Annotated in this window: 26 protein-coding genes; 12 read left to right on the top strand and 14 right to left on the bottom strand. The window is 74.6% G+C overall.

Annotation, left to right across the window (positions count from 1 at the left end; genetic code table 11):
• Positions 1–150: 150 nt before the first annotated feature.
• Positions 151–618 (bottom strand): MarR family winged helix-turn-helix transcriptional regulator, encoded by a 468-nt coding sequence (locus tag ACWCYY_RS07845; RefSeq protein ID WP_380149985.1) that lies wholly within the window; start codon positions 616–618, stop codon positions 151–153.
• A gap of 88 nt (positions 619–706) precedes the next feature.
• Between ACWCYY_RS07845 and ACWCYY_RS07840 the strand changes: the two genes are divergently transcribed.
• Complete coding sequence (locus tag ACWCYY_RS07840) at positions 707–1,756, top strand: NADP-dependent oxidoreductase (protein ID WP_449795454.1); 1,050 nt, start codon at positions 707–709, stop codon at positions 1,754–1,756.
• A gap of 402 nt (positions 1,757–2,158) precedes the next feature.
• On the top strand, positions 2,159–2,653 hold the full coding sequence (locus tag ACWCYY_RS07835; protein WP_345287752.1) for a DUF3145 domain-containing protein: 495 nt from the start codon (positions 2,159–2,161) through the stop codon (positions 2,651–2,653).
• A gap of 7 nt (positions 2,654–2,660) precedes the next feature.
• Here the strand turns inward: ACWCYY_RS07835 and ACWCYY_RS07830 are convergent, their stop codons facing one another.
• The 6 genes from ACWCYY_RS07830 to ACWCYY_RS07805 form a co-directional block, all read right to left on the bottom strand.
• A complete protein-coding gene (locus ACWCYY_RS07830; protein ID WP_449795453.1) occupies positions 2,661–3,350 on the bottom strand; it encodes a DUF4253 domain-containing protein in 690 nt (229 codons plus the stop codon).
• A gap of 70 nt (positions 3,351–3,420) precedes the next feature.
• Positions 3,421–4,686 (bottom strand): beta-ketoacyl-[acyl-carrier-protein] synthase family protein, encoded by a 1,266-nt coding sequence (locus tag ACWCYY_RS07825; RefSeq protein ID WP_345287756.1) that lies wholly within the window; start codon positions 4,684–4,686, stop codon positions 3,421–3,423.
• A gap of 114 nt (positions 4,687–4,800) precedes the next feature.
• Positions 4,801–5,046: an acyl carrier protein gene (locus ACWCYY_RS07820; RefSeq protein WP_345287758.1), complete on the bottom strand. Its 246-nt coding sequence runs from the start codon at positions 5,044–5,046 to the stop codon at positions 4,801–4,803.
• Between the two features lie 82 nt (positions 5,047–5,128).
• Complete coding sequence (locus tag ACWCYY_RS07815) at positions 5,129–6,160, bottom strand: beta-ketoacyl-ACP synthase III (RefSeq protein ID WP_345287760.1); 1,032 nt, start codon at positions 6,158–6,160, stop codon at positions 5,129–5,131.
• On the bottom strand, positions 6,157–7,095 hold the full coding sequence (locus ACWCYY_RS07810) for an ACP S-malonyltransferase (protein WP_345287762.1): 939 nt from the start codon (positions 7,093–7,095) through the stop codon (positions 6,157–6,159). The genes ACWCYY_RS07815 and ACWCYY_RS07810 overlap by 4 nt, the downstream gene beginning before the upstream one ends.
• Positions 7,096–7,185: 90 nt before the next feature.
• The gene (locus ACWCYY_RS07805; RefSeq protein WP_345287785.1) at positions 7,186–8,382 is read right to left on the bottom strand and encodes a PucR family transcriptional regulator; all 1,197 of its coding nucleotides are present in this window, start codon (positions 8,380–8,382) and stop codon (positions 7,186–7,188) included.
• Between the two features lie 179 nt (positions 8,383–8,561).
• On the opposite strand from ACWCYY_RS07805, the gene ACWCYY_RS07800 reads away from it, so the two are divergent.
• Entirely contained in the window at positions 8,562–9,341 is a 780-nt protein-coding gene (locus ACWCYY_RS07800; RefSeq protein WP_449795452.1) for a pirin family protein, read from the top strand.
• On the opposite strand, the gene ACWCYY_RS07795 is transcribed toward ACWCYY_RS07800, so the two are convergent.
• Positions 9,332–9,781, bottom strand: a complete 450-nt coding sequence (locus tag ACWCYY_RS07795; protein ID WP_449795451.1) for a hypothetical protein — start codon at positions 9,779–9,781, stop codon at positions 9,332–9,334. The two genes, ACWCYY_RS07800 and ACWCYY_RS07795, sit on opposite strands and share 10 nt — an antisense overlap.
• A gap of 119 nt (positions 9,782–9,900) precedes the next feature.
• On the opposite strand from ACWCYY_RS07795, the gene ACWCYY_RS07790 reads away from it, so the two are divergent.
• A complete protein-coding gene (locus ACWCYY_RS07790) occupies positions 9,901–11,115 on the top strand; it encodes a sensor histidine kinase (protein WP_449795450.1) in 1,215 nt (404 codons plus the stop codon).
• Positions 11,112–11,771 carry a response regulator transcription factor gene (locus tag ACWCYY_RS07785; RefSeq protein ID WP_449795449.1) on the top strand — a complete coding sequence of 220 codons (660 nt, stop codon included), beginning with the start codon at positions 11,112–11,114 and terminating at the stop codon, positions 11,769–11,771. The genes ACWCYY_RS07790 and ACWCYY_RS07785 overlap by 4 nt, the downstream gene beginning before the upstream one ends.
• A 7-nt stretch (positions 11,772–11,778) precedes the next feature.
• Here ACWCYY_RS07785 and ACWCYY_RS07780 read toward each other — a convergent pair whose 3' ends face one another.
• On the bottom strand, positions 11,779–12,621 hold the full coding sequence (locus tag ACWCYY_RS07780) for a serine hydrolase domain-containing protein (RefSeq protein WP_449795448.1): 843 nt from the start codon (positions 12,619–12,621) through the stop codon (positions 11,779–11,781).
• 106 nt (positions 12,622–12,727) lie between these two features.
• On the opposite strand from ACWCYY_RS07780, the gene ACWCYY_RS07775 reads away from it, so the two are divergent.
• The 6 genes from ACWCYY_RS07775 (at position 12,728) to ACWCYY_RS07750 (ending at position 18,867) form a co-directional block, all read left to right on the top strand.
• A complete protein-coding gene (locus ACWCYY_RS07775; protein ID WP_449795447.1) occupies positions 12,728–13,231 on the top strand; it encodes a MerR family transcriptional regulator in 504 nt (167 codons plus the stop codon).
• Positions 13,180–14,193: an aldo/keto reductase gene (locus ACWCYY_RS07770; RefSeq protein ID WP_449795446.1), complete on the top strand. Its 1,014-nt coding sequence runs from the start codon at positions 13,180–13,182 to the stop codon at positions 14,191–14,193. The genes ACWCYY_RS07775 and ACWCYY_RS07770 overlap by 52 nt, the downstream gene beginning before the upstream one ends.
• 329 nt (positions 14,194–14,522) lie before the next feature.
• On the top strand, positions 14,523–15,188 hold the full coding sequence (locus tag ACWCYY_RS07765; RefSeq protein WP_345287777.1) for a response regulator transcription factor: 666 nt from the start codon (positions 14,523–14,525) through the stop codon (positions 15,186–15,188).
• A complete protein-coding gene (locus tag ACWCYY_RS07760; protein WP_345287779.1) occupies positions 15,185–16,468 on the top strand; it encodes a sensor histidine kinase in 1,284 nt (427 codons plus the stop codon). Before ACWCYY_RS07765 ends, ACWCYY_RS07760 begins: the two co-directional genes overlap by 4 nt.
• A gap of 117 nt (positions 16,469–16,585) precedes the next feature.
• Positions 16,586–18,214: an alpha/beta hydrolase gene (locus tag ACWCYY_RS07755; protein ID WP_380149987.1), complete on the top strand. Its 1,629-nt coding sequence runs from the start codon at positions 16,586–16,588 to the stop codon at positions 18,212–18,214.
• Between the two features lie 80 nt (positions 18,215–18,294).
• Positions 18,295–18,867, top strand: coding sequence for a dihydrofolate reductase family protein (locus ACWCYY_RS07750; RefSeq protein WP_380149988.1), 573 nt, complete (start codon positions 18,295–18,297; stop codon positions 18,865–18,867).
• Positions 18,868–18,936: 69 nt separating this feature from the next.
• Here ACWCYY_RS07750 and ACWCYY_RS07745 read toward each other — a convergent pair whose 3' ends face one another.
• Entirely contained in the window at positions 18,937–20,133 is a 1,197-nt protein-coding gene (locus ACWCYY_RS07745; protein WP_380149989.1) for a type III PLP-dependent enzyme, read from the bottom strand.
• 228 nt (positions 20,134–20,361) lie between these two features.
• Here ACWCYY_RS07745 and ACWCYY_RS07740 point away from each other — a divergent pair, with 228 nt between their 5' ends.
• Complete coding sequence (locus ACWCYY_RS07740; protein WP_449795445.1) at positions 20,362–21,264, top strand: DUF4232 domain-containing protein; 903 nt, start codon at positions 20,362–20,364, stop codon at positions 21,262–21,264.
• A 21-nt stretch (positions 21,265–21,285) separates the two neighbouring features.
• Here the strand turns inward: ACWCYY_RS07740 and ACWCYY_RS07735 are convergent, their stop codons facing one another.
• The 4 genes from ACWCYY_RS07735 to ACWCYY_RS07720 all read right to left on the bottom strand — a co-directional run bounded on the left by ACWCYY_RS07735 (position 21,286) and on the right by ACWCYY_RS07720 (position 24,745).
• Positions 21,286–21,720: an RICIN domain-containing protein gene (locus ACWCYY_RS07735; protein ID WP_345288088.1), complete on the bottom strand. Its 435-nt coding sequence runs from the start codon at positions 21,718–21,720 to the stop codon at positions 21,286–21,288.
• Between the two features lie 40 nt (positions 21,721–21,760).
• Positions 21,761–22,999, bottom strand: coding sequence for an alpha/beta hydrolase (locus ACWCYY_RS07730; protein ID WP_345288086.1), 1,239 nt, complete (start codon positions 22,997–22,999; stop codon positions 21,761–21,763).
• A 104-nt stretch (positions 23,000–23,103) separates the two neighbouring features.
• Positions 23,104–23,466, bottom strand: coding sequence for an MmcQ/YjbR family DNA-binding protein (locus ACWCYY_RS07725; protein ID WP_345288084.1), 363 nt, complete (start codon positions 23,464–23,466; stop codon positions 23,104–23,106).
• Positions 23,467–23,524: 58 nt separating this feature from the next.
• A complete protein-coding gene (locus ACWCYY_RS07720) occupies positions 23,525–24,745 on the bottom strand; it encodes an acyltransferase family protein (protein WP_449795444.1) in 1,221 nt (406 codons plus the stop codon).
• Positions 24,746–24,778: the final 33 nt, after the last annotated feature.

Below are 24,778 nucleotides of genomic sequence, written 5' to 3'. Positions count from 1 at the left end.
AGGCCCGTCCCCCGGTCGGGACGGGGGTCGGGGCGGGGGCGGAACCGGGAACCGTTCGCTCGAAACCGGGCCGACCTGGTCAGGTCCGGTCAAGCCCGGTCTGCCTGGCCTGGCCCGGCCCGGCCCGGCCCGGGCCTGGCCAGGCCCGGGTCAGCTCGGGTTGACGTCGGCGTGCGCCAGCATCCGCCGGAGCAGGTCGCGCAGCTGGGTGCGCTCCTCCTCGTCCAGGGCGGCCAGCGGCTCCCGGGCGAAGTTGAGGGATTCGCGCAGCTCCTCGGTGGCGGCGTCACCGGACTCGGTGGCGGCGACCAGCTTGACCCGGCGGTCCTGCGGGTCGGCCTCGCGGGTGACGAATCCGCGGCCCTCCAGGCGGTCCACGATGCCGGTGATGTTGGACGGCTCGCAGCTGAGGGTCTGGGCGATGTGGCGCATCGGCATCGGCCCGCGCCGCAGCAGCGCGAGCACCTTGGCCTGGGCGCCGGTCAGCGATCGGGCGGCGGCGGCCTCCTCGTACTCGCGGTGGAAGACCGCGACCAGCCCGGCCATGAGGTCCACGACCTCGCGGGTGATCGCGTCGGCGGGCGGCGGAGTGCCGTGAGTGGGCTCGGTCATGCCCATGAGTCTAGCTGAACATTTGACAACATGAACCTTTCATGCCCACGATTGCTTTACCTACTCAACCTTTCAGTCTCCGAGGAGCAGCAGCATGGCAGAGCAGGCCGCGTCCACCACCGTGCCCACCACCGCGCCCGCCACCGGCCGGGAGTGGCACCTGGCGTCCCGTCCGGACGGCTGGCCGGTGCCCTCCGACTTCGCGCTGGTGGAGGCGCCGGTCCGGCAGCCCGGCGAGGGCGAGATCCTGGTCCGCAACGCCTACCTCTCGGTCGACCCGTACATGCGCGGCCGGATGAACGACGTGAAGTCCTACGTCCCGCCGTTCCAGCTCGGCCGGGCCATGGACGGCGGTGCGGTCGGCCACGTGGTCGCCTCCAACGCCGAGGGCTTCGAGGTGGGCGACGCGGTGCTGCACGGGCTGGGCTGGCGCGAGTACGCGACCCTCGACGCCCGGCACGCGGTGAAGGTGGACCCGGAGCTCGCGCCGCTCTCCTACTACCTGGGCGCGCTCGGCATGCCGGGCATGACCGCGTACGCGGGCCTGCTGGAGGTGGCCTCGTTCAAGCCGGGCGACACCGTCTTCGTCTCCGGCGCGGCCGGCGCGGTCGGCTCGCTGGTCGGTCAGATCGCCAAGCTGAAGGGTGCCGAGCGGGTCATCGGCTCGGCCGGTTCGGCCGCCAAGGTGGCCACCCTGCTGGACGGCTACGGCTTCGACGCCGCCTTCAACTACAAGGACGCCCCGGTCCGCGAGCAGCTGGCCGCGGCCGCCCCGGACGGCATCGACGTGTACTTCGACAACGTCGGCGGCGACCACCTGGAGGCCGCGATCGGCGCGCTCAACCTGCACGGCCGGGTCACCCTGTGCGGCGCCATCGCCCAGTACAACGACACCTCGGCCCCGGCCGGGCCGCGCAACCTGGCGCTGGCGATCGGCAAGCGGCTGCGGCTGCAGGGCATGCTGGTGCGCGACCACGACTCGCTCCAGCCCCGCTTCCTGGCCGAGGTGGGCGGCTGGCTCAAGGACGGCACGCTGAAGTACGACGAGACCGTGGTGGACGGCGTCGAGAACACCACCGAGGCCTTCCTCGGTCTGCTGCGCGGCGACAACACCGGCAAGATGGTCGTCCGCCTGGAGCACTGACGCGACTCAAGCGCCGACAGGCACACGGCAGTTGAGGACCGCCCCCGACCCGCACCAGGGTCGGGGGCGGTTCGGCTACGGGCGCGTCCGGCTCGGCGCACCACCGTCGATCCGACGGGCCGTCAACTGTGGCGGCGTCAGCGGCGCTACGGTGGAGGCTTCTTGGATGGGGCCGTTCGGGGGAGAGATCGGGGCCGAGGGTAGACCTCGGTGCGGATCGGGCTAGCATTGGGTTGAAAGCTGTCCGTTTTGCTCAACTTAATTACCTATATGTCGAATAAGTTGCGCACGGCGGGGGCAGTACGACCGAGACAGTTACGCATCAGACCAGAGCAGCGCAGACCGGCGACGGGCACGAGGTAGCTGGGGAAGGCGACCCTCGTCCACAGCCTGGAGGTCCCGGTGACGACACGTGGAGTCCTGTACGTCCACTCCGCGCCCCGCGCGCTGTGCCCGCACGTCGAATGGGCGGTGTCGGGCGTGCTCGGAGTGCGGATCAGCCTCGACTGGATCCGCCAGCCCGCCGCGCCCGGCCACTGGCGGGCCGAGCTCTCCTGGCAGGGGGAGCCCGGCGTCGCCTCGAAGCTGGCGTCCGCCCTGCGCGGTTGGCAGTTGCTCCGCTACGAGGTCACCAGCGAGCCCTGCTCCACCGCCGAGGGCGAGCGCTACAGCTCCACCCCGGCGCTCGGCATCTTCCACGCCGTGACCGGCATCCACGGCGACATCCTGATCCCGGAGGACCGGCTGCGCGCCGTGCTGCTGCGGGCCAAGACCGAGGGCACCGACCTGGAGGCCGAGCTCGCCCGCCTGCTCGGCAAGCCCTGGGACGACGAGCTGGAGCCCTTCCGCTACGCCGGCGAGGGCGCCCCGGTCCGCTGGCTCCACCAGGTGGTCTGACGACGGGTCAGTCCCACCACAGGGCCCAGCGCCGCCCGGTGACCGTGCCCTCGCACTCCTGGTCCACGTCCGGGCAGTAGGCCTGCAGCTCGTGGGCCGCGCGCAGTGCGGCGGTGCGGTCGGCCGGGGGCCGGGCGACCTCGAGCTCCAGGGTGGAGCCGGCCGCGTAGTGGACCTCGGCGCCGAACCGCCGGTGCCAGTCGCGGAGCACCGCCGCGTGGGCGTGCGCCGGTATCGACCAGTCGTCGAAGTCCGTGAAGCCGGTCACCAAGGGGTCGAGCAGGATCGGGAGTTCGTGCCCGGCCGCCGCCGGGGCCAGCAGCAGCCAGAGCGGCCGGTCCGGCACCCGGCTGTGCGGCGGCCGCTCCACCGGAGGCCAGGGCAGCTCGATCGGCTCGGCCGCGGCCAGCGCCACGTACGACTCCAGCAGTGCGGTGGCGTCGCCCCGCTCGGCGTACTCCAGGTGCTGCCGGACCCGGTCGGGCGCGGGGTGCCGGCGGAGCAGCCGGGGCCCGCCGCCGCGGAGGAACGGGTACCAGCCGGTCTCCGGGTGCCGGTCCAGGAAGTGCCGCCAGGCCCGGTCGGCGTCCTGGCGCTCCAGCAGCAGCCCGTGCAGCGTCAGCCCGGCGTCCGTCACCACCGACTCGGTCTCCAGCGGGTGCAGCCAGGACGGTACGGCGACGGGAATCTCGATCATTCGTGCACCCTAGAACGCCGGAGGCCCGCCGCACGAAGGGGATTCGTGCGACGGGCCGTCAGGCTCGGGCTCAGACGGTGCGGAAGGCCAGCACCACGTTGTGGCCGCCGAAGCCGAAGGAGTTGTTCAGCGCGGCGATCCGGCCCTCGGGGAGGGTGCGGGGCTCGCCGCGGACGATGTCGGCATCGATGTCGTCGTCGAGGTTGTCGACGTTGACGGTCGGCGGGGCCAGACGGTGGTGCAGGGCCAGCACGGTGGCGACGGTCTCGATGCCGCCGGCGCCGCCGAGCAGGTGGCCGGTCATCGACTTGGTGGCGGAGATGGCCACGTGGTCGAGGTGCTCGCCGAGCTCCTTGCGGAGCGCCTTGATCTCGGCGGTGTCGCCCTGCGGGGTCGAGGTGGCGTGCGCGTTGACGTGCACGACCTCGGCCTTGTCCAGCTCGTTGTGCTCGAACAGGTCGGCGATGGCTCGGGCCACGCCGGCACCGGTCGGCTCGGGCTGGGCGATGTGGTGGGCGTCCGAGGACAGGCCCTGGCCGACGGCCTCGCAGTAGACCCGGGCGCCGCGGCGGGCCGCGTGCTCGGCCGACTCCAGCACGACCACGCCGGCGCCCTCGCCGAGCACGAAGCCGTCCCGGCCCTTGTCGTACGGGCGGGAGGCGTGCTGCGGGGCGTCGTTGTTCTTGGACATCGCCATCATGTTGGAGAAGGCGACGATCGGCAGCGGGTGGATCGCCGCCTCGGTGCCGCCGGCCACCACGACGTCGGCACGGCCGGAGCGGATCATCTCGATCGCGTAGCCGATCGCCTCGGCGCCGGAGGCGCAGGCGGAGACGGGGGTGTGCACGCCCGCGCGGGCGCCGACCTCCAGGCCGACGTTGGCGGCCGGGGAGTTGGGCATCAGCATCGGCACGGTGTGCGGGGAGACCTTGCGGACGCCCTGCTCCTTGAGCACGTCGTACTGGTCGAGCAGGGTGGTGACGCCGCCGATGCCGGAGGCGATCACCGCGCCCAGGCGCTCGGGAGCGAGCTCCGAGCCCTCGGCGGTGGCGGAGGCGGTGAAGCCGGCGTCGGCCCAGGCCTCGCGGGCCGCGATCAGCGCGAACTGCGCCGAGCGGTCCAGCTTGCGGGCCAGCGGCCGGGGGAGGATCTCGCCCGGCTCGATCGCGGTGCGAGCGGCGATCCGGACCGGCAGCTCGGCGGCCCACTCCTCGGTCAGCGCGGCCACGCCGGAGCGGCCGGAGGTGAGGCCCTCCCAGAACGAGGCGGCGTCGCCGCCCAGCGGCGTGAAGGCGCCGATACCCGTGACGACCACGGTGCGGTTTTCAGCGGTCACTGGTTCTTCTTCTCTCACGTGTGGCAGGTGGCGGCGTTGCCGGGGGGTGGGGTGACCGGGCGGCCGGGGTGGGGACCCCGGCCGCCCGGGCGGTCAGCTGGCGCTGACGGAAGATCAGGCGGCGTTGGCGAGGATGTAGTCCACCGCGTCGCCGACGGTCTTCAGGTTCTTGACCTCGTCGTCCGGGATCTTGACGTCGAAGCGCTCCTCGGCGGCCACGACGACCTCGACCATGGAGAGCGAGTCGACGTCCAGGTCGTCGGTGAAGCTCTTGTCGAGCTCGACGTCCTCGGCCGGGATGCCCGCGATCTCGTTGACGATCTCGGCGAGACCGGACAGAACCTCGTCCTTGGTAGCCATTCTGGCTGCTCCTCTTCGGTGTTGAACACGACCGCCCGGCGGGCCGTCGCACGATTTCTGATGGCGGGTCGGAAGACCGCGCCTAGGGGAGGGTAACGACTGCGGCGGCGTACACGAGACCGGCCCCGAAGCCGATGATCAGGGCGAGGTCGCCGCTGCGGGCCTCCCCGCTCTCCAGCATCCGCTCCATCGCCAGCGGGATGGAGGCCGCCGAGGTGTTGCCGGTCTCCGCGATGTCGCGGGCCACCGGGACGCCCTCGGGGAGCTTCAGGGCCTTGATCATCGCGTCGGTGATCCGCATGTTGGCCTGGTGCGGGATGAACGCGCCGAGCTGGTCGGCGGTGACCCCGGCGGCGTCCAGCGCCTGCTGGGCCACCTTGGCCATCTCCCAGACGGCCCAGCGGAAGACGGTCTGGCCCTCCATCCGCAGGGCCGGCCACTTGACCTCCTCGCCGGCGCCGTTGACGGCGTCCTCCTTGGCGAAGGCGGTGTCCCAGGCCTGGGTCTGCGAGATGACGTCCTTCTGCGAGCCGTCCGAGCCCCAGATCACCTTGCCGATGCCGGGGGTGTCGGACGGGCCGACGATCGCGGCGCCGGCGCCGTCGCCGAAGATGAAGGCGGTCGAGCGGTCGGAGGTGTCGGTGAGGTCGCTGAGCCGCTCCACGCCGATCACCAGCACGTACTCGGCGCTGCCGCCGCGCACCATGCCGTCGGCCAGGCTCAGGCCGTAGCCGAAGCCGGCGCAGGCGGCCGAGATGTCGAAGGCCGGGGCGGTGCCGCAGCCGAGCCGCTCGGCGATCTCGGTGGCGATGGCCGGGGTCTGCTTGAGGTGCGAGACGGTGGCCACGATCACGCCGCCGATCTGCTCCGGGGCGATCCCGGCCTGGGCGATCGCCTTGCCGGCCGCCTGCACCGACATCTCGGCGACGGTCTCCTCCGGGCCGGCCCAGCGGCGCTCGGTGATGCCGCTGCGGCTGCGGATCCACTCGTCCGAGGACTCGATCCAGTTGAGCACCTCGGCGTTCGGGATGACCCGGACGGGGCGGTAGCCGCCGACGCCGTGGATGCGGGAGTGCGCCGCACCGGTGGCGGGGCGGATCTGAGGGGTCGTCATGCGTCCAGCTCCTGCCCGCCGTGTTCCTCGACCAGCGCGCGCGCCTTGTCGAGGTCGGCCGGAGTCTTGAGGGCAAGCGTCGCGACACCCTTGACGTTGCGCTTGACCAGGTTGGTGAGGGTGCCGGCCGGGGAGAGCTCGATGACGGCGGTGGCACCGAGCTGCTGCAGGGTCTCCATGCAGAGGTCCCAGCGGACCGGGTTGGACACCTGCGAGACCAGCCGGGCGAGCACCTCGGTGCCGTCCTGCACGACCTCGCCGTCCTTGTTGGACAGGTACGCGACCGCCGGGTCGGCGGTGGTCAGGGTGGGGGCCAGCTTGGCGAGCCGCTCCACGCCCGGGGCCATGTGCTCGGTGTGGAAGGCACCGGCCACCTTCAGCGGGATCACCCGCGAACCGGCCGGCGGGTCGGCCTTGAGGGCCTCCAGCTGGGCCAGCGTGCCGGCCGCGACCAGCTGGCCGCCGCCGTTGTTGTTGGCCGCGGTCAGGCCGTGCTCGGCCAGCTTCGCGGCGACCACCTCGGCGTCGCCGCCGAGCAGCGCGGTCATGCCGGTCGGGGTCGCGGCGGCGGCCTCGGCCATCGCCAGGCTGCGCTCGCGGACGAAGACCAGCGCCTCGTCGGCGCTCAGCACCCCGGCCAGCGCGGCCGCGGTGATCTCGCCGACGCTGTGTCCGGCCACGGCCGCGTACGGGCCGCCCGTGACGGCGCCGAACAGCTCGGTGGCGGTGAGCAGGCCCGCGGCCACCAGCAGCGGCTGGGCCACGGCGGTGTCCTTGATCTCCTCCTCGGAGCCCTCGGTCCCGTAGCGGACCAGGTCGAGCCCGGCCACGTCGGACCAGGCCCGCAACCGGTCGGCGGCGCCGTCCAGTTCGAGCCAGGGGGTGAGGAATCCGGGGGTCTGGGCACCCTGCCCAGGGGCGACGATTACGAGCACGGTTCAACCCTCTCTCGCCAGGCACCCGGGGACGGGTAGGCGACGGTAACGAATAAAAGGACGCCGGATTGTGGGGTCCCTACAGCGGCGTCAATCCTGTTCGGCTGCCGAGCCGAGTCGGCCCAGGGCAAGCGCGATCCGCAGGGTGAAGGCCGATCGCACGTCCGAGGGAGCATAGCCGGTGACGTCGGTCACACGACGGAGCCGGTAGCGCACGGTGTTCGGGTGGACGAAGAGCATCCGGGCGGCGCCCTCCAGCGAGGAGGCCTGCTCCAGGTAGACGCTCAGCGTCTCCAGCAGTGCCGAGCCCGCCTCGTCGAGCGGTGTGTAGATCTCCTCCACCAGTTGGCGCCGGGCCGCCTGGTCCCCCGCGAGCGCGCGCTCGGGCAGCAGGTCGTCGGCCAGCACCGGGCGCGGAGCGTCCGGCCAGGCCGCGCAGGCCTTCAGGCCGGCCGCGGCGGCGTGCGCGGAGCGGGTCGCCGAGAGCAGGTCGCCGACGGTCGGGCCGACCACCACCGGGCCGGGGGCGAACTGGCCGATCAGCGCCCGGGCGGCGTGCACCGGCTCCTTGTCGCCGCCGACCACCACCACCAGCCGCTTGCCCAACACACCGGTCAGCACCTGGAGTTTGGCGTACCTGGCGGCCCGTCGGATCGCCTCCACCACCAACTCGCTGTCCCCGTCCGGGGCGGAGCCCATCACCACCCGCACCTGGCTCGGCTGGCCCCAGCCGAGCGCCGCCGCCCGGGACAGCACGCCCTCGTCGGCGTCGCCGGAGAGCAGCGAGTTCACCACCAGGGCCTCCAGCCGGGCGTCCCAGGCGCCGCGCGCCTCGGCCGCCTGGGCGTACACCTGGGCGGTGGCGAAGGCGATCTCGCGGGCGTAGACCAGCACCGACTCGCGCATCCCGGCCTCGTCGCCCGGGGCGGCCACCTCCTCGATCGCCTCCTCCATCACCTCGATGGTGGTGCGGATCAGCTCCACGGTCTGACGGAGCGTGATGGCCCTGGTCAGCTCGCGCGGGGCGGTGCCGAACACGTCGGTGGAGATCGCCTGCGGGGCGTCCGGGTGCCGGTACCACTCGGTGAAGGCGGCGATGCCGGCCTGGGCCACCAGGCCGATCCAGGACCGGTGCTCCGGCGGCATCCGCCGGTACCAGCCGAGTTGGTCGTCCATCCGCGCGATGGCGGCGGTGGCCAGCTTGCCGGAGGACTTCTCCAGCCGCTTGAGGGTGGCGGCCCGCAGCTCGGCCCGCTCGGTGGCGAGCCTGCGCTCCTGAGCGGTCAGCCGCCCGCCCCGGCGCGGTCTCGGCTGCTCGGGCTGTTCGGTCGTGGGGGCTGACTTCTTGTCGGAATTCGCTGAAGCGGATGGCACAGGGACAAGACTGCCTCACCTTCGGGGCGGCTCGTACCCGCCCCCGCCGGATCGACGCGGTGGCCCCGGTCACACCGGCTACCGTGGGCCGGGTGACCGACGCAGCCTCCTCCCGCCCCCGGGCCGACCACCGCCGCGCCGCCGAGCGCTACGCCTCCGCGCCCGAGCCGGGGATCTCCACCCTCCACGCCTTCTCCTTCTCCGGGCACTACGACCCGAAGAACACCTCCTTCGGCGCACTGCTCGCCGTCAACGAGGAGTCGATCGCGCCCGGCGCGGGCTACGCCGAGCACAAGCACCGCGACACCGAGATCGTCACCTGGGTCCTGGACGGCGCCCTCGCCCACCGCGACGGCCACGGCCACGCGGGCGTGGTCCGGCCGGGCATGGTCCAGGTGCAGAGCGCCGGCTCCGGCATCACCCACACCGAACGCAACGTCGGCGGCGCCGACGGGCCGGTCCGCTTCGTCCAGATGTGGCTCCAGCCCGACACCTTCGACGCCACCCCTGCCTACGGCCTCGCCCGGGTGACCCCCTCCGGCGCAGGGTTGACGCTGCTCGCCTCCGGCCTCGCGCGCGACGCCGCCACGGACGCCCCGCGCCTGCTCCGCTCCGACGCCGCCCTCTGGCTGGTCACGGCCGGCCCCTGGGAGCCGCTGCCCGAACTCCCCGAAGCCCCTTACCGCTACGCCCACCTGACGAAGGGTTCCCTCGGCTACCGCACCGTCCCCGGCCCCCAGGGCGGCGGCCGCACCATGGCCCCCGGCGACAGCGTCCGCGCCACCGGCACCGCCTTCGCCGACCCCACGGCGGGGGAGGACGGCGCGGAGCTGCTGCTCTGGGAGATGCACTCCCCGCTCCGCTACGGCTGACCGGGGAGGGTCCCGAGCGTGCGGCGGGTGCCGCGGACCGCGATCAGCGCCCCGACGGCGGCGGCTCCCGCGGCGGACAGCGCGGTCGCGGCCACCAGCGGATGCTCGAAGGCGCCAGCGTCGCGGAGCAGTTGACCGAGCACCAGGTACTCGCCAAGGACGGTCGTCAGGAAGGCCAGCGCCGGCCCGGTGCGGCCGTCCAGCGCGATCCTTCGCGGCAGCGCGCAGAGCACCCCGAGGGTGAGCAGGAAGACGGGCACCAGGAGGACGGCGCCGGCCAGGGCCCCGAGGACCGGGTACGTCGGCCCGTAGACCAGGAACTCGAGCACCGCACCCCAGACGGCGCCGCTCGCCACTCCGGCGACGGTCATCAGCACCCCGAGCCGGAAGCGCCAGAGGGCGGGGAGCTCGTTCTCGTTCAGCATGATCGGACCGGTCATGGTCCGGTTCCTACAGCGCTTCCGATCCGAGGATCAAGCGGTTTCCGTTCCGGCCCGGCTCCGGGCGCTCCCCCGATCGGGGGAGGTCGTCCACGGACGGCCTCGGGATACTGGCGTCCATGATCAGGGGAATCGGGCCGCTGCTGCGCGGCTCCACGTACACGGGTGCTCTGCTGGCGGCCTTCACGGCCGGGTTCAGCGTGCTGCCGTTGATGTTCGCGTTGGTACCGGGGCTGGCCTGGAAGTCGGCGCCGGAGGCCGTGCTCTGGGGGATGACCCTGGTGCTGTGGGCGGGGCTGGTCGCGGTCGGCGGCCTGCTGCCGGGGGTGCGGCGGGTGCTGGCCTCGCTGGCCCGGCGGGTGTTGGGGGCGGCGGTGCCGGTGCCGGTCAAGTCGGCTGCCGGGAGCGGGCGTTGGCGCACCCCGCTGTGGCTGCTGCTGCTCGTGGCGCTCGGCTGGGTGGTGGCCCTGCTCGGTGGGCTGCTGCTGCTCATGGGGGTGGCGCTGCCCGGGGCCTGGCTCGGCGGGGAGGCGGAGGTCGACCTCTACGGCTGGACGCCGCCGGTGAACGGGTGGTGGACCTGGCCGGCCGGGGTGCTCTGCCTGCTGCTGACGGCCGCGCTCTGCGCGCTGGTGACGGGCGCTCTGCGGTGGTCCGCGCCACGGCTGTTGGGCCCCTCGGCTGCGGAGCGGCTGGCGGCCTCGACCGAGCGGGAGCGGGCGCTGGCCGAACGGAACCGGCTGGCGACGGAGCTGCACGACTCGATCGGGCACACGCTGACCGCGGCCACCATCCAGGCGGCGGTGGCGGGTGAGGTGCTGGAGGCCGACCCGACGGCGGCGCGGGCCGCGCTGCGCTCCATCGAGGAGTCGGCCAGGGCGGCGCTGGAGGACCTGGACCACGTGCTCGGGGTGCTCCGGGAGGAGGAGGCGGGCACCACGCCGACGCGGACGCTGGCCGACCTGCCGGAGCTGCTGGAGCGGTTGCGGCACGCGGGCGTGCAGGTGGCGCCGGAGCTGTCCGGCGACTTCGGGCAGCTGCCGGGCGCGCTCTCCCGGGCGGCCTACCGGATCGTCCAGGAGGGGCTGACCAACGCGCTGCGGCACGGCGCGGGCGGCCCGGTCGAGCTCCGGGTGGTGGCCGGGGCGGAGGGGCTGGAGCTGACCGTGGTGAACGCGACCGGCACCGGCCCGGCCTCCTTCCCGCCGTACGGGCGCGGCCTGCGCGGCCTGGCCGAGCGGGTGGCGCTGCTGCACGGCGGGCTGACGGCCGGTCCGGACGGGGCGCGGGTCTGGCGGCTGACGGTCAGTCTGCCCGCGCGGGTGCCGGCGTGAGCGAGCCGATCTCGCTGCTGATCGCGGACGACGACGCGGTGACCCGGAGCGGGCTGCGCACCCTGCTCTCCGCGCAGCCCGGCCTCACCGTGGCCGGCGAGGCGGCGGACGGGGTCGAGGCGGTCGGACGGGCCCGGGAGCTGCGGCCGGGTGTGGTCCTGATGGACGTCCGGATGCCGCGCCGCAACGGCATCGAGGCGACCAGGGAGCTGCTCGCCGAACCGGCCCCGCCGAAGGTCGTGGTGATCACCACCTTCGAGAACGACGGCTACGTGACCGCCGCGCTCAGCGCCGGGGCCAGTGGTTTCGTGCTCAAGCGGCGCCCGGTCCGGGAGATCGCCGAGGCGGTCCGGGTGGCGGCGGCGGGAGAGGCGATCCTCTTCCCCGCCGCCCTGCGGCGGATGGTCGCGCCCCGCCCGCTCTCCTCCGCCGAGGCGCTGCCCCGGGCCGCCCTGACGGCCCGTGAGGAGGAGGTGCTCCGGGAGATGGCCACCGGCCTGTCCAACCCGGAGATCGCCGAGACCCTCCGGGTCAGCCAGGAGACGGTGAAGACCCACGTCGGCAACGTGCTCACCAAACTCGGCGCCCAGAACCGCACCCACGCGGTGGTGATCGCCTACGAATCCGGCCTGGTCGTCCCGGGCACCCTCGGCTGACGTCCGGTCAGCAGGCCTTCCGGGCGTCCTGCTCGGCCAGCACCGCGTCGGAGAGCTGCGGCCAGACCTCCGCCGCCCAGGGGCCGAAGTCCCGGTCGGTGAGGGCGAGGCAGGCCAGGCCGGCCGTCGGGTCGACCCAGAGGAAGGTGCCGGACTGGCCGAAGTGGCCGAAGGTGGCGGGGGAGTTGGCGGTGCCGGTCCAGTGCGGGGACTTGTCGGAGCGGATCTCGAAGCCGAGGCCCCAGTCGTTGGGGCGGCGGTGGCCGAAGCCGGGGAGGACGCCGCTCAGGCCGGGGAAGGCGACCTCGCGGGTGGCGGCCGCCACGGTGGAGGGGTCGAGCAGGCGGGGGGCCTGGAGCTCGGCGGCGAAGAGGGCGAGGTCGGCGGCGGTGGAGAGGCCGCCGGCCCCGGCGGGGGCGCGGTGGGCGGTGTTGATCAGGGTGGAGGTCATGCCGAGCGGGGCGAAGACGGCCTCGGCGGCGTAGTCGGCGAAGGCGATGCCGGAGGCCTTGGCCAGGGTGTCGGCGAGGACGTCGAAGCCCGCGTTGGAGTAGAGGCGGCGGTCCCCGGGCGGGGCCATCACGCGGTGCTCGTCGAAGGCCAGGCCGGAGGTGTGGGCCAGCAGGTGGCGGACGGTGGAGCCCTCGGGCCCGGCCGGGTCGTCCAGCTCGAAGACGCCCTCCTCGACCGCGACCAGCGCCGCGTAGGAGGTCAGCAGCTTGGTGACGGAGGCCAGCGGGAAGAGGTGCTGCTGCGGCCCGGCCGCGCCGAGCACCGTCCCGTCGGCCCGTACCACCGCGGCCGCCGCGTTCGGCACCGGCCAGTCCTCGATCATCCGCAAGCTCTCCATGCCCCGAACTCTAACGACTCGCCGCGGCGGGCCGGGGCGCGGTGCTTGCCTAGAGTGCACTCCAAGTCAGTAGCTTCGTGAGCGTCACTTCCACAGGGGGCACCGCGTGACGACGATCCAGACAGTCCTGAAGCGCTGCGAGGCCCGCGGGCAGCAGACCACCGAGGCGGATCCGACGCCCCGGCACGGCATCGGCGAGGTCGCCGAGGCCACCGGCCTGACCGCGCACACGCTGCGCTGGTACGAGCGGATCGGCCTGCTGGACCGGGTCGACCGCTCGCACTCCGGGCAGCGCCGGTACAGCGACCGGGACCTGCGCCGGCTGGAGTTCCTCAACCGGCTGCGGCTGACCGGGATGCCGGTGGCCGACATGCTCCGCTACGTGGAGCTGCTCCGCGCGGGCGACCACACCCTCGGCGACCGCCGGGAGCTGCTGGTGGAGCACCGCGAGGACATCCGGCGCCAACTCAGCGACCTGCACGCCACCTTGGCGGTGCTGGACCACAAGATCGAGCTCTACTCGGGCGCCCTCGACGACGAACAGACCAGGAGCAAGCAGTGCAGCAGCACCTCCTCCCCACCGTCCCCCTCGGTCGCGGCGGCCGGCTGATCGGCGCCCAGGGCCTCGGCTGCATGGGCATGTCCGAGTTCTACGGCCCGACCGACACCGCCGAGGCGCTGGCCACCCTGGACGCCGCGCTGGAGGCGGGCGTCACCCTCTTCGACACCGCCGACATCTACGGCTCCGGCGCCAACGAGGAGCTGATCGGCCCCTTCGTCCGGGCCAACCGCGACCGCGTCGTGCTGGCCACCAAGTTCGCCATCGAGCGCCGCGCCGAGGACCCGCGCTACCGGGCCGTGCGCAACGACCCGGAGTACATCCGCTCCGCCGTCGACGCCTCGCTCAAGCGCCTGGGCGTGGACGAGATCGACCTCTACTACATGCACCGCCGCGACCCCGCCGTGCCGCTGGCCGAGTCGGTCGGCGCCATGGCCGAGCTCGTCCAGGCGGGCAAGGTACGGGAGTTGGGCCTGTCCGAGGTGACCGGGGCGGAGCTGCGCGAGGCGTACGCGGTCCACCCGATCGCCGCGCTGCAGTCCGAGTGGTCGGTCTTCTCCCGCGACGTGGAGCGCACCGCCGTACCGGCCGCCGCCGAACTGGGCGTCACCTTCGTGCCGTACTCGCCGCTCGGCCGGGGCTTCCTGACCGGCTCCTTCGCGGCCGCCGAGACGCTCAGCGAGGGCGACTACCGGCGCTACCACCCGCAGTTCAGCGGCGCCAACGCGGCGGCCAACGCGGCGCTGGTGGAGCCGATCCGCGCGATCGCCGCCGAGCGCGGCCTGACCCCGGCCCAGGTCGCGCTGGCCTGGGTGCACCAGCGGGCGGCGGTGCACGGCCTGACCGTGGTGCCGATCCCGGGCACCCGCAAGCGCACCCGGCTGGCCGAGAACACCGCGGCCGCCACGGTGGGGCTGACCGGGGCCGAACTCGCCCTGCTGGAGCCGATCTCGGGGCAGGTCACCGGCGACCGCTACGCCGACATGAGCTCCACCTCGGCGGCCCGCGAGTGACCGCACCCCGGCCGGAGGCCGCCTGACCACGCGTCAGGCGGCCTCCCGCCCCGGCGGCTCACGAAATCCTCAGGTTCGCCCTGGCACCCTCGGCCACGTCGAGGCGGGCGCCTCCCCGGCATCCCCCCTGCCCGGGAAGAGCGCCGCCTCGGCCTCCCGGGCACCCGTCCGGGTGATCGGGGGCGCGTCCTCGGCGGGACCTGGCGGACGCCGTCGAGGTGCGCCCTCCCGACGGACCGGACGGGGCCTCCGGCGGTGCCCGCCCGCGCGCACCGCCGCGCGGCGCCACCACCGACCCCGTCGAGGAGACAGACCGTAGGGTGACCGGCATGCGCGTACTGGTGGTCGAGGACGACGAGGACCTGCGGTTCGCGGTGTCCGCCGCGCTGCGCGGCAGCGGCCTGGCCGTCGACGAGGCGGCGGACCTCCCCGAGGCCGACCAGGCGCTCTTCGTCACCGCGTACGACTGCGCGGTGTTCGACCGGATGCTGCCCGCGGGCGACTCGGCGGAGTACGTGCGGCGGATGCGGGAGGACGGCCGGACCACCCCCGTCCTCTTCCTCACCGCCCGCGACACCGTGGCCGACCGGGTCGAGGGCTTCGCGACCGGTGGCGACGACTACCTGGTCAAGCCCTTCGCCGTGCCCGAACTGGTCGCCCGGGTGCGGAACCTGTGCCGCCGCACCGCCGTCCCCCGGCCGCCGGTGGTGCGGATCGGCGGGCTGGAGATCGACACCGCCCGCCGCACGGTGCACCGCGACGGCGTGCTGCTCTCCCTCACCACCAAGGAGTTCGCCGTCCTGGAGACCCTCGCCGCCCGCCCGGCCGAGGCGGTGCGGCGCAGCGAGCTGATCGAGCGCTGCTGGGACGAGCTGACCGAGCCGAACTCCAACGTGGTCGAGGTGCTGGTCTCCCAGCTGCGCCGCAAGCTCGGCGATCCGCCGCTGATCCACACCGTGCGCGGGGTCGGCTACCGGCTGGAGCTGGAGGCGTGAGACGCCGCCGCGCGGCCGCCCTGACCCCGGCCGGCCGGATCCACCGCCTGCGGCGGCGGACGGCGCTGCTCTTCGCCCTGGTCAGCGCCCTCGGGCTGGTCGGCATGGCGGTCGTCGCGGTGCGGGCGGCCGACTCCTCCTGGCGGGCCCAGGTCGACGCCGACCTCACCTTGCGGGTCAACGAGGTCTACGCAGACCTGCGCTACGTCGAAGAGGGGACCTTCGCCTACCCCGACCCCCAGGAGGGCGCCTACGACTGCCCGCCGGTGACGCTGTTCACCGGCACCGGCGGCGAGGTGACGCCGCTGGCCGCCGCGCACCGGCCCTGCCTGGCCGTCCCGGCCGAGGCGCTGCGGGCGGTGGCGGCCGAGGCCGGCCGGTCGGGGGAGCAGGTCCACGGCACCGCCACCGCGTCGAACGGCCACCGGCTCCGGCTCTGTGCCCTGCCGTTCGTCGGCCCGGAGGAGGAGAACCTGGACGGCGTGCTGGTCGCCGCCGTCGACGTCTCCGGCCAGCTGGACGACCAGGACCGCCTGGTCCTGCTGCTCGCCGGCGCCTGCGCGGTGCTGGTGACCCTCTCGGCCCTGGCCGGGAGCCGGCTGGCGGGGCGGGCCGTCCGGCCGGCCCTGACGGCGATCGAGCAGCAGGAGGCGTTCTTCGCGGACGCCGCCCACGACCTGCGCACCCCGGTCGCCTCCGTGCGGCTGCTCGCCGAGACCGGCCTGCGGGGCGAGGCCGACGGGACGGAGGTGATGCGCCGGACGCTGCGTCAGGCCACCAGGATGGGCGAGCTGGTCGACGCCCTGCTCGTCCGCGCCCGGCTGACGACCGGCGCCGTCCCCTTGGAGCGGGAGCCGCTGCGGCTCGACCAGCTGGTCGACGCGGTGGTCGCCGACACCCCGGCGGCGGACGGGCACCTGGTCACCGTCCGGTCCGTGCCGGTGGTGGTGCGGGGCGACGCGGGCCTGCTGCGCCGGGCCGTCGCCAACCTGCTGGGCAACGCGCTGCTGCACGGCCACGCGCCGGGCCGCCCGGCCGAGGTCGAGATCACCGTCGGGGCGGACGGCACGGTGGCCGTGGACGACGCGGGGCCCGGCATCCCGCCCGAGCGGGCCCGGTCGCTGTTCGAGCGCTTCCACAGCGGTGCCGGGTCGAGCGGACTCGGGCTGTCGATCGCCGCCTGGGTCGCGCACGCCCACGGCGGCTCGCTCACCGTGGTGCCCAGCGCCCGGGGCGGCGCCCGCTTCGTCCTGCGCGTGCCGGTGCGCAGGCAGCCCTGACCGGACAGCCCTGACGGGGCGTCACCGCCCGGCGCTGGCCGTCCTCAGCGAAACCTCAGGTCACCTCGGCCAGGCTTCCGTGACGTACCCGGACCTCGCGACCGATCGGAACGACCCGTGCACCCCACCGTCCGCCCCCCGCACCGCCCCCGGGCGGCGGCCCGCCGCCGCACCGCCGTCCGCCTCGGCGCCGCCGCCCTGGCCCTGGCCGCGACGGCCGCCACCGCGCTGACCGGCTGCGACGGATCGGCGCCCGGCGGGGCGAACGGGCCGCTGGTGGTCCGCCGGGCCGGTACCGAACCGGCCGAGCGGCCGGCCCTGAAGGCCTTCTACGGGCAGAAGTTGGGCTGGACCGCCTGCGGCGACCTGCAGTGCGCGACCCTCACCGTCCCGATGGACTACGAGCGGCCGCAGGACGGCCGGACCTTCACCCTTCCGCTGGCCCGGGCCGCCGCCACCGACCCGGGCCGGCGGAAGGGTTCGCTGGTCCTGGACCCGGGCGGCCCCGGCGGCTCCGGCGTGCAGCTGATGAGGTCGGGCGGCGCGGACTCCTTCGGCACGGCGGCCCGGGCGCACTTCGACGTGGTCGGCTTCGACCCGCGCGGCGTGGCCGGCAGCAGGCCCGCCGTGGACTGCACCGAGCCGGACGGCCGGGGCACGGAGGAGACCGCCGTCCCCCTGTACCCGCGCACCGACGCCGAACGCGCGGCCGCGCTCGCCGACGCCGAGCGCACCACCGCCGCCTGCGTCGCCCGCAGCGGCGCGATCCTGCCCCACGTCGGCACCCCGGACGCCGCCCGGGACCTGGACGTGCTCCGCGCGGCGCTCGGCGACGAGAAGCTCACCTACCTCGGCTGGTCCTACGGCACCCACCTCGGCACGCTCTACGCCGAGCAGTTCCCGCGCCGGGTCCGCGCCTTGGTCCTGGACGGCGCCGTCGACCCCGACCTCGACTGGCGGCAGCGGATCCTGAGCCAGGCGCGGGGGTTCAGGAAGGCGGTCGACGACTACGCCGAGAACTGCGCCCGGATCGTCGCGGGCGCCTGCCCCGCCACCACCCCGGACGGGATCCGGCGCACCGTCGAGGAGACCTACGCCAAGGCGGCCGCCCACGGGCTGCGGATCAAGGGCAGCACCGAGCGGCTCGACGAGTCGGCCGTGCTCGGCGCCGTCACGGCGGCGATGTACACGCCGGAGGCCCAGTGGAAGGACCTCTCCGAAGGGCTCGCGGCGGCGCGCCGGGGCGACGGCACCAAGCTCGCCGAGCTCGCGGGGAACGGCCCGGCCGGGGACGAGGACCCGGGCACCGCGCAGCCCGGGGAGGAGCGTCCCCGGGACAACTCGGGGGACGTCCTGACCGCGGTCAACTGCCTCGACACGCCCCACCCCGCCGACCCCCAGGCGTACTGGGGCCTGCTGGAGGAGGCGTACCGGGACTCCGGCACCTACGGCACCTCCACCGTGCTGGCCTACCTCAACTGCCGCAACTGGCCCGCCGGTTCGCTGAAGCCCCACCGGGTGGCGGCCGAGGGCCTCGCGCCCGTCCTGGTAGTGGGCACCACCGGCGACGCCGCGACCCCCTACGAGCAGGCGCACAGCCTGGCGGCCCAGCTGCCCGGCGGCATGCTGCTCACCTACCGGGGCCTGGGCCACACCGCCTACGGGCGCAGCAACCGGTGCGTCACCGACGCGGTGGACGCCTACCTGGTCGAGCTGCGGCCGGTCGCCGCCGGAACGACCTGCTGACGGCGGCGGCACCGGGCTCCTGTCGGTCACCGCGGCTACGCTGGGCAGCCTGTGATCGTCCGTCAGATTCCGAGGTCCCGATGCGCACCCTGATCAGCACCGCCTTCGTCTCCCTCGACGGCGTCGTCGAGGCCCCCGGCGGCGAGCCCGGCTACCGCAACTCCGGCTGGACGTTCAAGGACGTCGAGTTCCTGCCCGAGGCCTACGAGATCAAGGGCCGCGAGCAGGAGGAATCCGCTGCGCTGCTGCTCGGCCGGGTGAGCTACCAGGCGTTCAGCCCGGTCTGGCCCGGCATGGCGGAGTTCACCGGTTACAAGGCGATGCCCAAGTACGTGGTCTCCACGACGCTCGGCGCGGACGACCTGGTGGACACCTGGGGCGAGACCACCATCCTGCGCTCGCTGGACGAGGTGGCCGCGCTGAAGGAGACCGAGGGCGGCCCGATCATCGTGCACGGCAGCGCCTCGCTGGGCCGGGCGCTCTCCGACGCCGGTCTGATCGACCGCTACCACCTGCTGGTCTTCCCGCTGCTGCTCGGCGCCGGCAAGCGGCTGTTCAGCGACGCCGACAAGGACGTGCAGAAGCTGAAGCTGGTGGAGTACGCGGCGTACGGGAACGGCGTCCAGAAGCAGGTCTTCGACGTCGTCCGCTGACGGCCGTCCGTCCGCCGGTGCCGCTGCCGAACGGCCCCGTCCCCCCACGGGCGGGGCCGTTCGGCGGTCCTAGGTGCCGTCCGCGCCCACGAAGGCGACCGGCAGCGGTGGGAATCCGTTGAACCCCAGGGTGGTGTAGCTGGTGGCGTAGGCGCCGCAGGAGCGGATCCAGACCGGATCGCCGGAGGCCAGCGCGGCCGGGACCGAGACCGGGCCCTCCCGGTGCGCGTAGGCGTCGTCGCTGTCGCAGGTCGGGCCGGCCACCACCGCGGGCAGGCGCGGGCCCCGGGAGTGGCCGGGGAACTCCAGGCGGTACTGCAGCTGGTCCATCTCGTACAGGCCGTTGAACTTGCCGCAGCTCAGGTAGAGCCAGGCCTGCCGCTCGCCGTCGAGCTGCTGACGGACCGACAGCCGGGCCACGTGCGCCCGGATCGCGCCGTGGTCGGCGACCAGGTGGCGGCCGGGCTCCAGCCGGAAGCCGAGCGGGGCGTCGGCGGCCTCGGTGAGCTGCTGCATCCCCTCCCGGATCACCGTGAACATCTTGTCCAGCGGCGGCTCCAGCCGCTCGCCCCGGCGGTCCAGGTACCCGAGCGCGGGCAGGCCGCCGCCCAGGTTCACATGGTCGGGGTGGATGCCCCGGCGGCCGAGCGCCCGCAGCACGTCGGCCAGCGCGTCGAAGGCGTCGCGCCAGGCCTCGGTGGTCATCTGCTGCGAGCCCACGTGCACCGAGAGGCCGGACGGGACCAGCCCGGAGGCGCGGGCCACCGCCATCACCTCGACGGCGTCCGCGGCGGAGCAGCCGAACTTCTGGCTGAGGCCCCAGAGCGCCCCGGCCCCGTCGGTGGCCAGCCGGCAGAACACCCGGGCCCCGGGCGCGTGCCGGGCGATCGCGGTCACGTCGGCCAGGCTGTCGGTGGCGAAGTCGCGCACGCCCAGCGCGTACGCCTCGGCGATGCAGCGGTCGGACTTCACCGTGTTGCCGAAGTGCACCCGCTCCACCGGGACGCCGGTCCGCAGGGCCTGGAGGATCTCGCCCGGGCCGGCCGCGTCGAAGCCCGCCCCGCGGGCGGCCAGGGTGGCCAGCACCTCGTCCACCGGGCAGGCCTTGAGCGCGAACCGGACGTCCACGCCAGGGAGTTCGCGCCGCAGCGCGTCGTACTGGGCGGCTATCCCGGCCAGGTCGAAGAGCAGGACGTCCTGCTCGGCTGCGGCCAGGGCGGCCGACAGGGCCGCCGGGTCCGGCCGCTCCGTCTGATGTTTCGTCATGTGCCTTCCCCCAAGGCCGGGATCGTTCACGGCACCTGGCCCTTGATTTCCAAAATGGACTAGACCAACTTGCGGTGTCAACCTCCGCCCGGGCCGATGGGCGGCTACTCGGGGGTACTGCCCGAACAGGCAACTCGGGCTGCCCGCGCGGCAGTCCGGGACAGGACCGTTACGCCCGCTGTGGGGCCGGTCACTGCCCGGCCCGGTGGCGTCTGCTTCGATCGGGGGATGCACCGTTCGCGCGCGATCCTCCCGACGGCCCTGGCCCTGGCCGGGCTGCTCCCGCTGACCGCCTGCGGCTCCCGGGTGGCCGCCTCGCCGGGCGGCCCGGCGCTGCCGCCCGCCGACGGTGCCGACTGCGCGGTCGCCGCGAGCGGGCGGGCCGCCCCGAGCCCCACCGCCTCCGCCCGGGACGGGGTCCGGATCACCGCCGCCGACCCCTCGTGCGTCGAGTTCGAGGTCACCAACCCCGAGCCCGAGGCGTACGCCTACACCGTCACCCTCGACCTGGGCGCCCCCGGCCCGGGCAACACCGTGCGCACCCTGCCGTACGTCGGGGGCGGGCGCACCGTGCACGACGCCGTGCGGCTGTCCGGCGGCCCGACGGGAAGCCCGGTGCGGCCCCTGGGCGGTACGCGCGGAGGTGCGCCGAAGGTGCTCCTGGTCCGCAGCGTCCCGGTGGCCGAGGCGCCGCCCGTCCCCGGGATCTGCCCGCCCTCCGGGCTGCGGCTGACGGCCGATCAGGGCAGCGCGGCGATGGGCCTGCGGGCGGTCGGCCTGCTGCTGGAGAACTGCGGGGCCGCGCCGCTGCGCCTGAACGGCTTCCCGGCGGCCGAGCCGCTGGGCCTCGACCACCGCCCCGTCGACGGGGTCGCGGTGCTGCGGGGCGGCTCCGCCATCGCCACCGGCACCGGAGCCGAGGACACCGCCCGGGAGTTCGACCTCGCCCCCGGCGAGTCCGCCCGCTCCGTGATCACCTGGCGCAACACCACCGGCACCGAATCCACCCCGGTCCTGGCCCCCTACCTGCGCGTCCGCGCCGTCCCCGGCACGGCCCCCGTGACGGTCACCCCGGAACTCGACCTCGGCACCACCGGCCGCCTCGGCATCGGCGCCTGGACGAAGGCCTAGGGGTCATCTGCTGGCGGGGCGTCAGGCCGGGTCCAGGTGCCACCACTGGGACGGGTCGTCGCGGTCCTCCCACTGGCGGGCGGTGCCGTCGGGGCCGATCTCCAGGGAGCGGCCGCTGATCAGGGCGACCAGGTTGAAGGTGTCGGGGGCGTCGACGTGCCGCTCCAGCAGCCAGTCCTGGGCGCCGAAGCCGTTCGGGGTCCAGAGCTGGACGGGGACGCCGTCCTCGGTGCGGGCGCCCGCGACGTCCAGGCGGCGGCCGCTGCCCTCGCTGGTGAGGTGGTACAGCCCGCCGCCCGGGTGCACGGCGGAGATCCGCCAGAGCTGGCCGGGGGAGCCGTCCGGCTCGGCCGTGCACAACCTGGCGCCGCTGCGCCGCCGTTCGTCGGCCACCGTCAGCAGCCGGCCGTCGGCCGCGCTGCGCAGGTGGTGGAGGCCTTCCCGGATCACCGTCATGGCCCCACCGTACGGCGGGGGTCCGTCAGCCGAGGAGGCGTCAGCTCGGGTCCGCCGCGCCGCGGCGGGCGGCGGTGCGGACCTCGTCGTAGTGGCCGAGGCCGAGCTCGGCGAAGTTGCGCAGGCTGGCCGTGTCGGGGGCGAGGTAGCCGTTGTGCCCGGACGCCCCGGTGGAGGAGATCACCACGGAGCCGAAGTCGGGGGAGGTCGGGTCGGCGCCGTGGCCGAGGCCGCCGACCTCCAGGTAGGGCACGTTGCCGATCCAGTCGCTGGGGTTGCGGGTGGCCCAGACCCGGACGCCGGTGCCGAGCGCGGCCGCGTCCGACACCCCCATCCCGGGGCTGCCGAAGACCACCAGGTCGGTGCCGTCGTGGATGGCCGGCGCGGCCGTGCCGCAGACCACCGAGCCGTAGGAGTGGCAGAACAGGGTGGGCGGCGCGTCCGTCCGTCCGGTCACCGCGAGGCCGTCCAGCAGTCGCTCCAGCCGGGGTGCGGCGGCGTCGGCCAGCCGGGAGGTGACGGCGTCCGGGCCCAGGCCGACCGGGCTGACGTACCCCGTCCAGGCGATCACCGCCGTGCGGGTGCCGGAGGCGCGGCGCTTCTCCTCCTCGTACAGCGCCCGGCCCATCCCGGCCGGGGAGCGCAGCGGCTCCGCCGCCTGGTCGAAGTGGCCGAGGTCCGACTCCGAGCCGGGCACCAGCACCGAGACCCGCTGGGCGCTCGCCAGGTCCCCGTACACCTCGCTGACCAGGCCGCGGCCGCGCGGGTCGAAGGCCAGCACCTGGCGGCCCGGCTCCAGCAGGTGCTCGCTGTCGTTGGCCCGGGCCTCGGCCAGCGCGCGGGCGCCCACGGAGAGCTTCGGGTCGGCGGCCTGGGTGCGGGCGCGGTCGCGCTCGGCCGCTATGGCCAGCCGGTTGGCCCGGTAGCGCAGGGCGGGCGGGGCGCCGTCCAGGTTCCCGACCACCAGCGGGTACTCGCCGATCAGCCGGTCGGTCTCCGCGGGGGAGAGGGAGGCGAAGAACGCGGCCACGTCGCGCGGGGCGGCGGTCGCCGGATCCGGCAGCACCCGGCCCAGCGAACGGTCCGCCACCCACTGGGCGCTGCCGGCCGGAGGCGTGGTGATCGCGATCTGCTCGCTGCCCGCCGCGGCCTGGGCGGCCGCCGCACCGGTGTCCGCGAGCACCGCGACGGTGGCGAACAGGCCCATGGCGGCGCGCTTCATCCGGCGCCTGCGCTGCACCTCACGGGGGGTGCGCTCACGCGGGGTGCGCTGCGGCAACTGGTCACCATCCTCGGGCTCGTGGTGGTACCACCGCCGGCTCTTCGTCAGCCAGCGTAAGGTGCTCCGACCGGACACCGTGCCCGGCTAAACTGTGTGATGGCTCACAGGGTTCCGCCGGTTCCGCCGCTCGCGTCGAACTCCCTGACCAGCCGTTTCGGTGCGACGCTCCGCCAGGCCTCCGCCATCAGTTCCCGCAGCTCCCCGCCGTCCACCCCGGCCAGCCGCACCAGCACCCATCCGTGCCGCCCCACGTACGGCGCCGAGGAGAACACCTCCGGCTCCGCCGCCAGCAGCTCCGCCTGGTCCTCCTTCGACGCCTTCACCGTCACCTCCCCCGAGCCCGGCGTCCCCATCGCGAAGATCTTCTCCGCGACCCGCAGGGTCACCGTGGTCTCCCACGTCACCCGCTCGCCCGCCTCCGGCAAGGCCAGCCCCATCGCCAGGAACTGATCGAACGTCACCATCGGGCCACCCTAAGCCTTTCGCGCTCCGGCTCCCGGCGTGTCGGCGGCCGACGGAGCGTCAGAGGGCGCCGAGGGCCTGGACGGCGAAGAGGGCGGCGGCGGTGGCCAGGGCGGCCTTCCAGAGCCGGGGGAGCCGCCACGGGGCGTCGAAGCGGCGGGCGTACCTGGCGACGGCGGCGAGGACCAGGGCGAAGACGGGGAGCCAGGCGAGGCGGGCGAGGATCCAGGCGAGGGAGTCGGGGGCGGTGGTGAGGCCGGGGACGGCGGTGTCGAGCGCGGAGGCGAGGGCGCCGACCGAGAACATCGCGGTCTGGTGCCAGCAGAAGATCGTCATCGCCGAGAGGTTGACCACCACGACCGGAAGCCAGAGCAGCGGCCGCCGCAGGGCCCGCCCGATCCGCTCCCGCAGCAGCATCGCCGCGCCGCACTGCGCCGAGGCCAGCGCCAGCACCAGCAGGGACGGCGGGTGCGAGTTGGTGCGGGCCGCACCGGGGACGCCGACCATGCTGGCCGGGTAGTGGAAGACCGTGAGCAGCACGGTGAACAGCGCGGCGCCGCCCAGCGCGAGCAGCCAGGCGCCCGCCCGCTTGATCCGCCCCTGCGCCCAGGAGACGCCGAGCTGGTAGCCGAACAGCCAGCCGGGCAGCAGGTTCACCAGCGAGAGCCAGGAGGGCACCGAGTCTGCCCACGGTCCGTACCGGAGCGTGTCCACCACGGCCACCACGGCCAGCAGCGGGGCGGCGGCCCAGCCGCCGAGCCGGCGGCCGAGCCGCAGGCAGAGCGGGGTGAGCGCGGTGAGCGCCAGGTAGATGCCGATGTACCAGAGCGGTTGGACCACCAGCACGGTGCCGGTCCGCACCGTGCCCTGCGGCACCCCGAGCGCGCCGAGCACCGGGACCAGCAGCGCCCAGACGGCCGCCACCCCCAGCACCGGTCGCAGCAGCCGCACCGCCCGCTGCCGGAACCAGTCCACCGTGGAGGCCCCGCGGGCCTGGGCCCGCGCCAGCGACTTCGCCGAGGAGTACCCGCCGACCAGGAAGAAGACGCCGAGCATCTGCAGCACCCAGCTCAGCGGGGCGAAGAAGCCCAGCGTGGAGAGCGGGCTCTCGTTGTGCAGCACGCCGTCCGGCGTGGTGGTGAAGCCGCCGAGCATCCAGTGGCCGAGCGGCACGGCGAGCAGCGCGAGGGCGCGCAGCCCGTCCAGGGCGCGGTCGCGGGTGGCGGGGGTCCTGGCGTCCACGGCGACGGCGCTGCGGCGGAGGCGGGCGAGGGCGTTCACGGGGTCACGGGTCCCTTCGAGGAGGTTCGGGCG

The organism is Kitasatospora sp. NPDC001664 (assembly GCF_053596675.1).
Note: the sequence above shows the minus strand (reverse complement) of the source record. Positions and strands in the feature narration are given on the sequence as shown.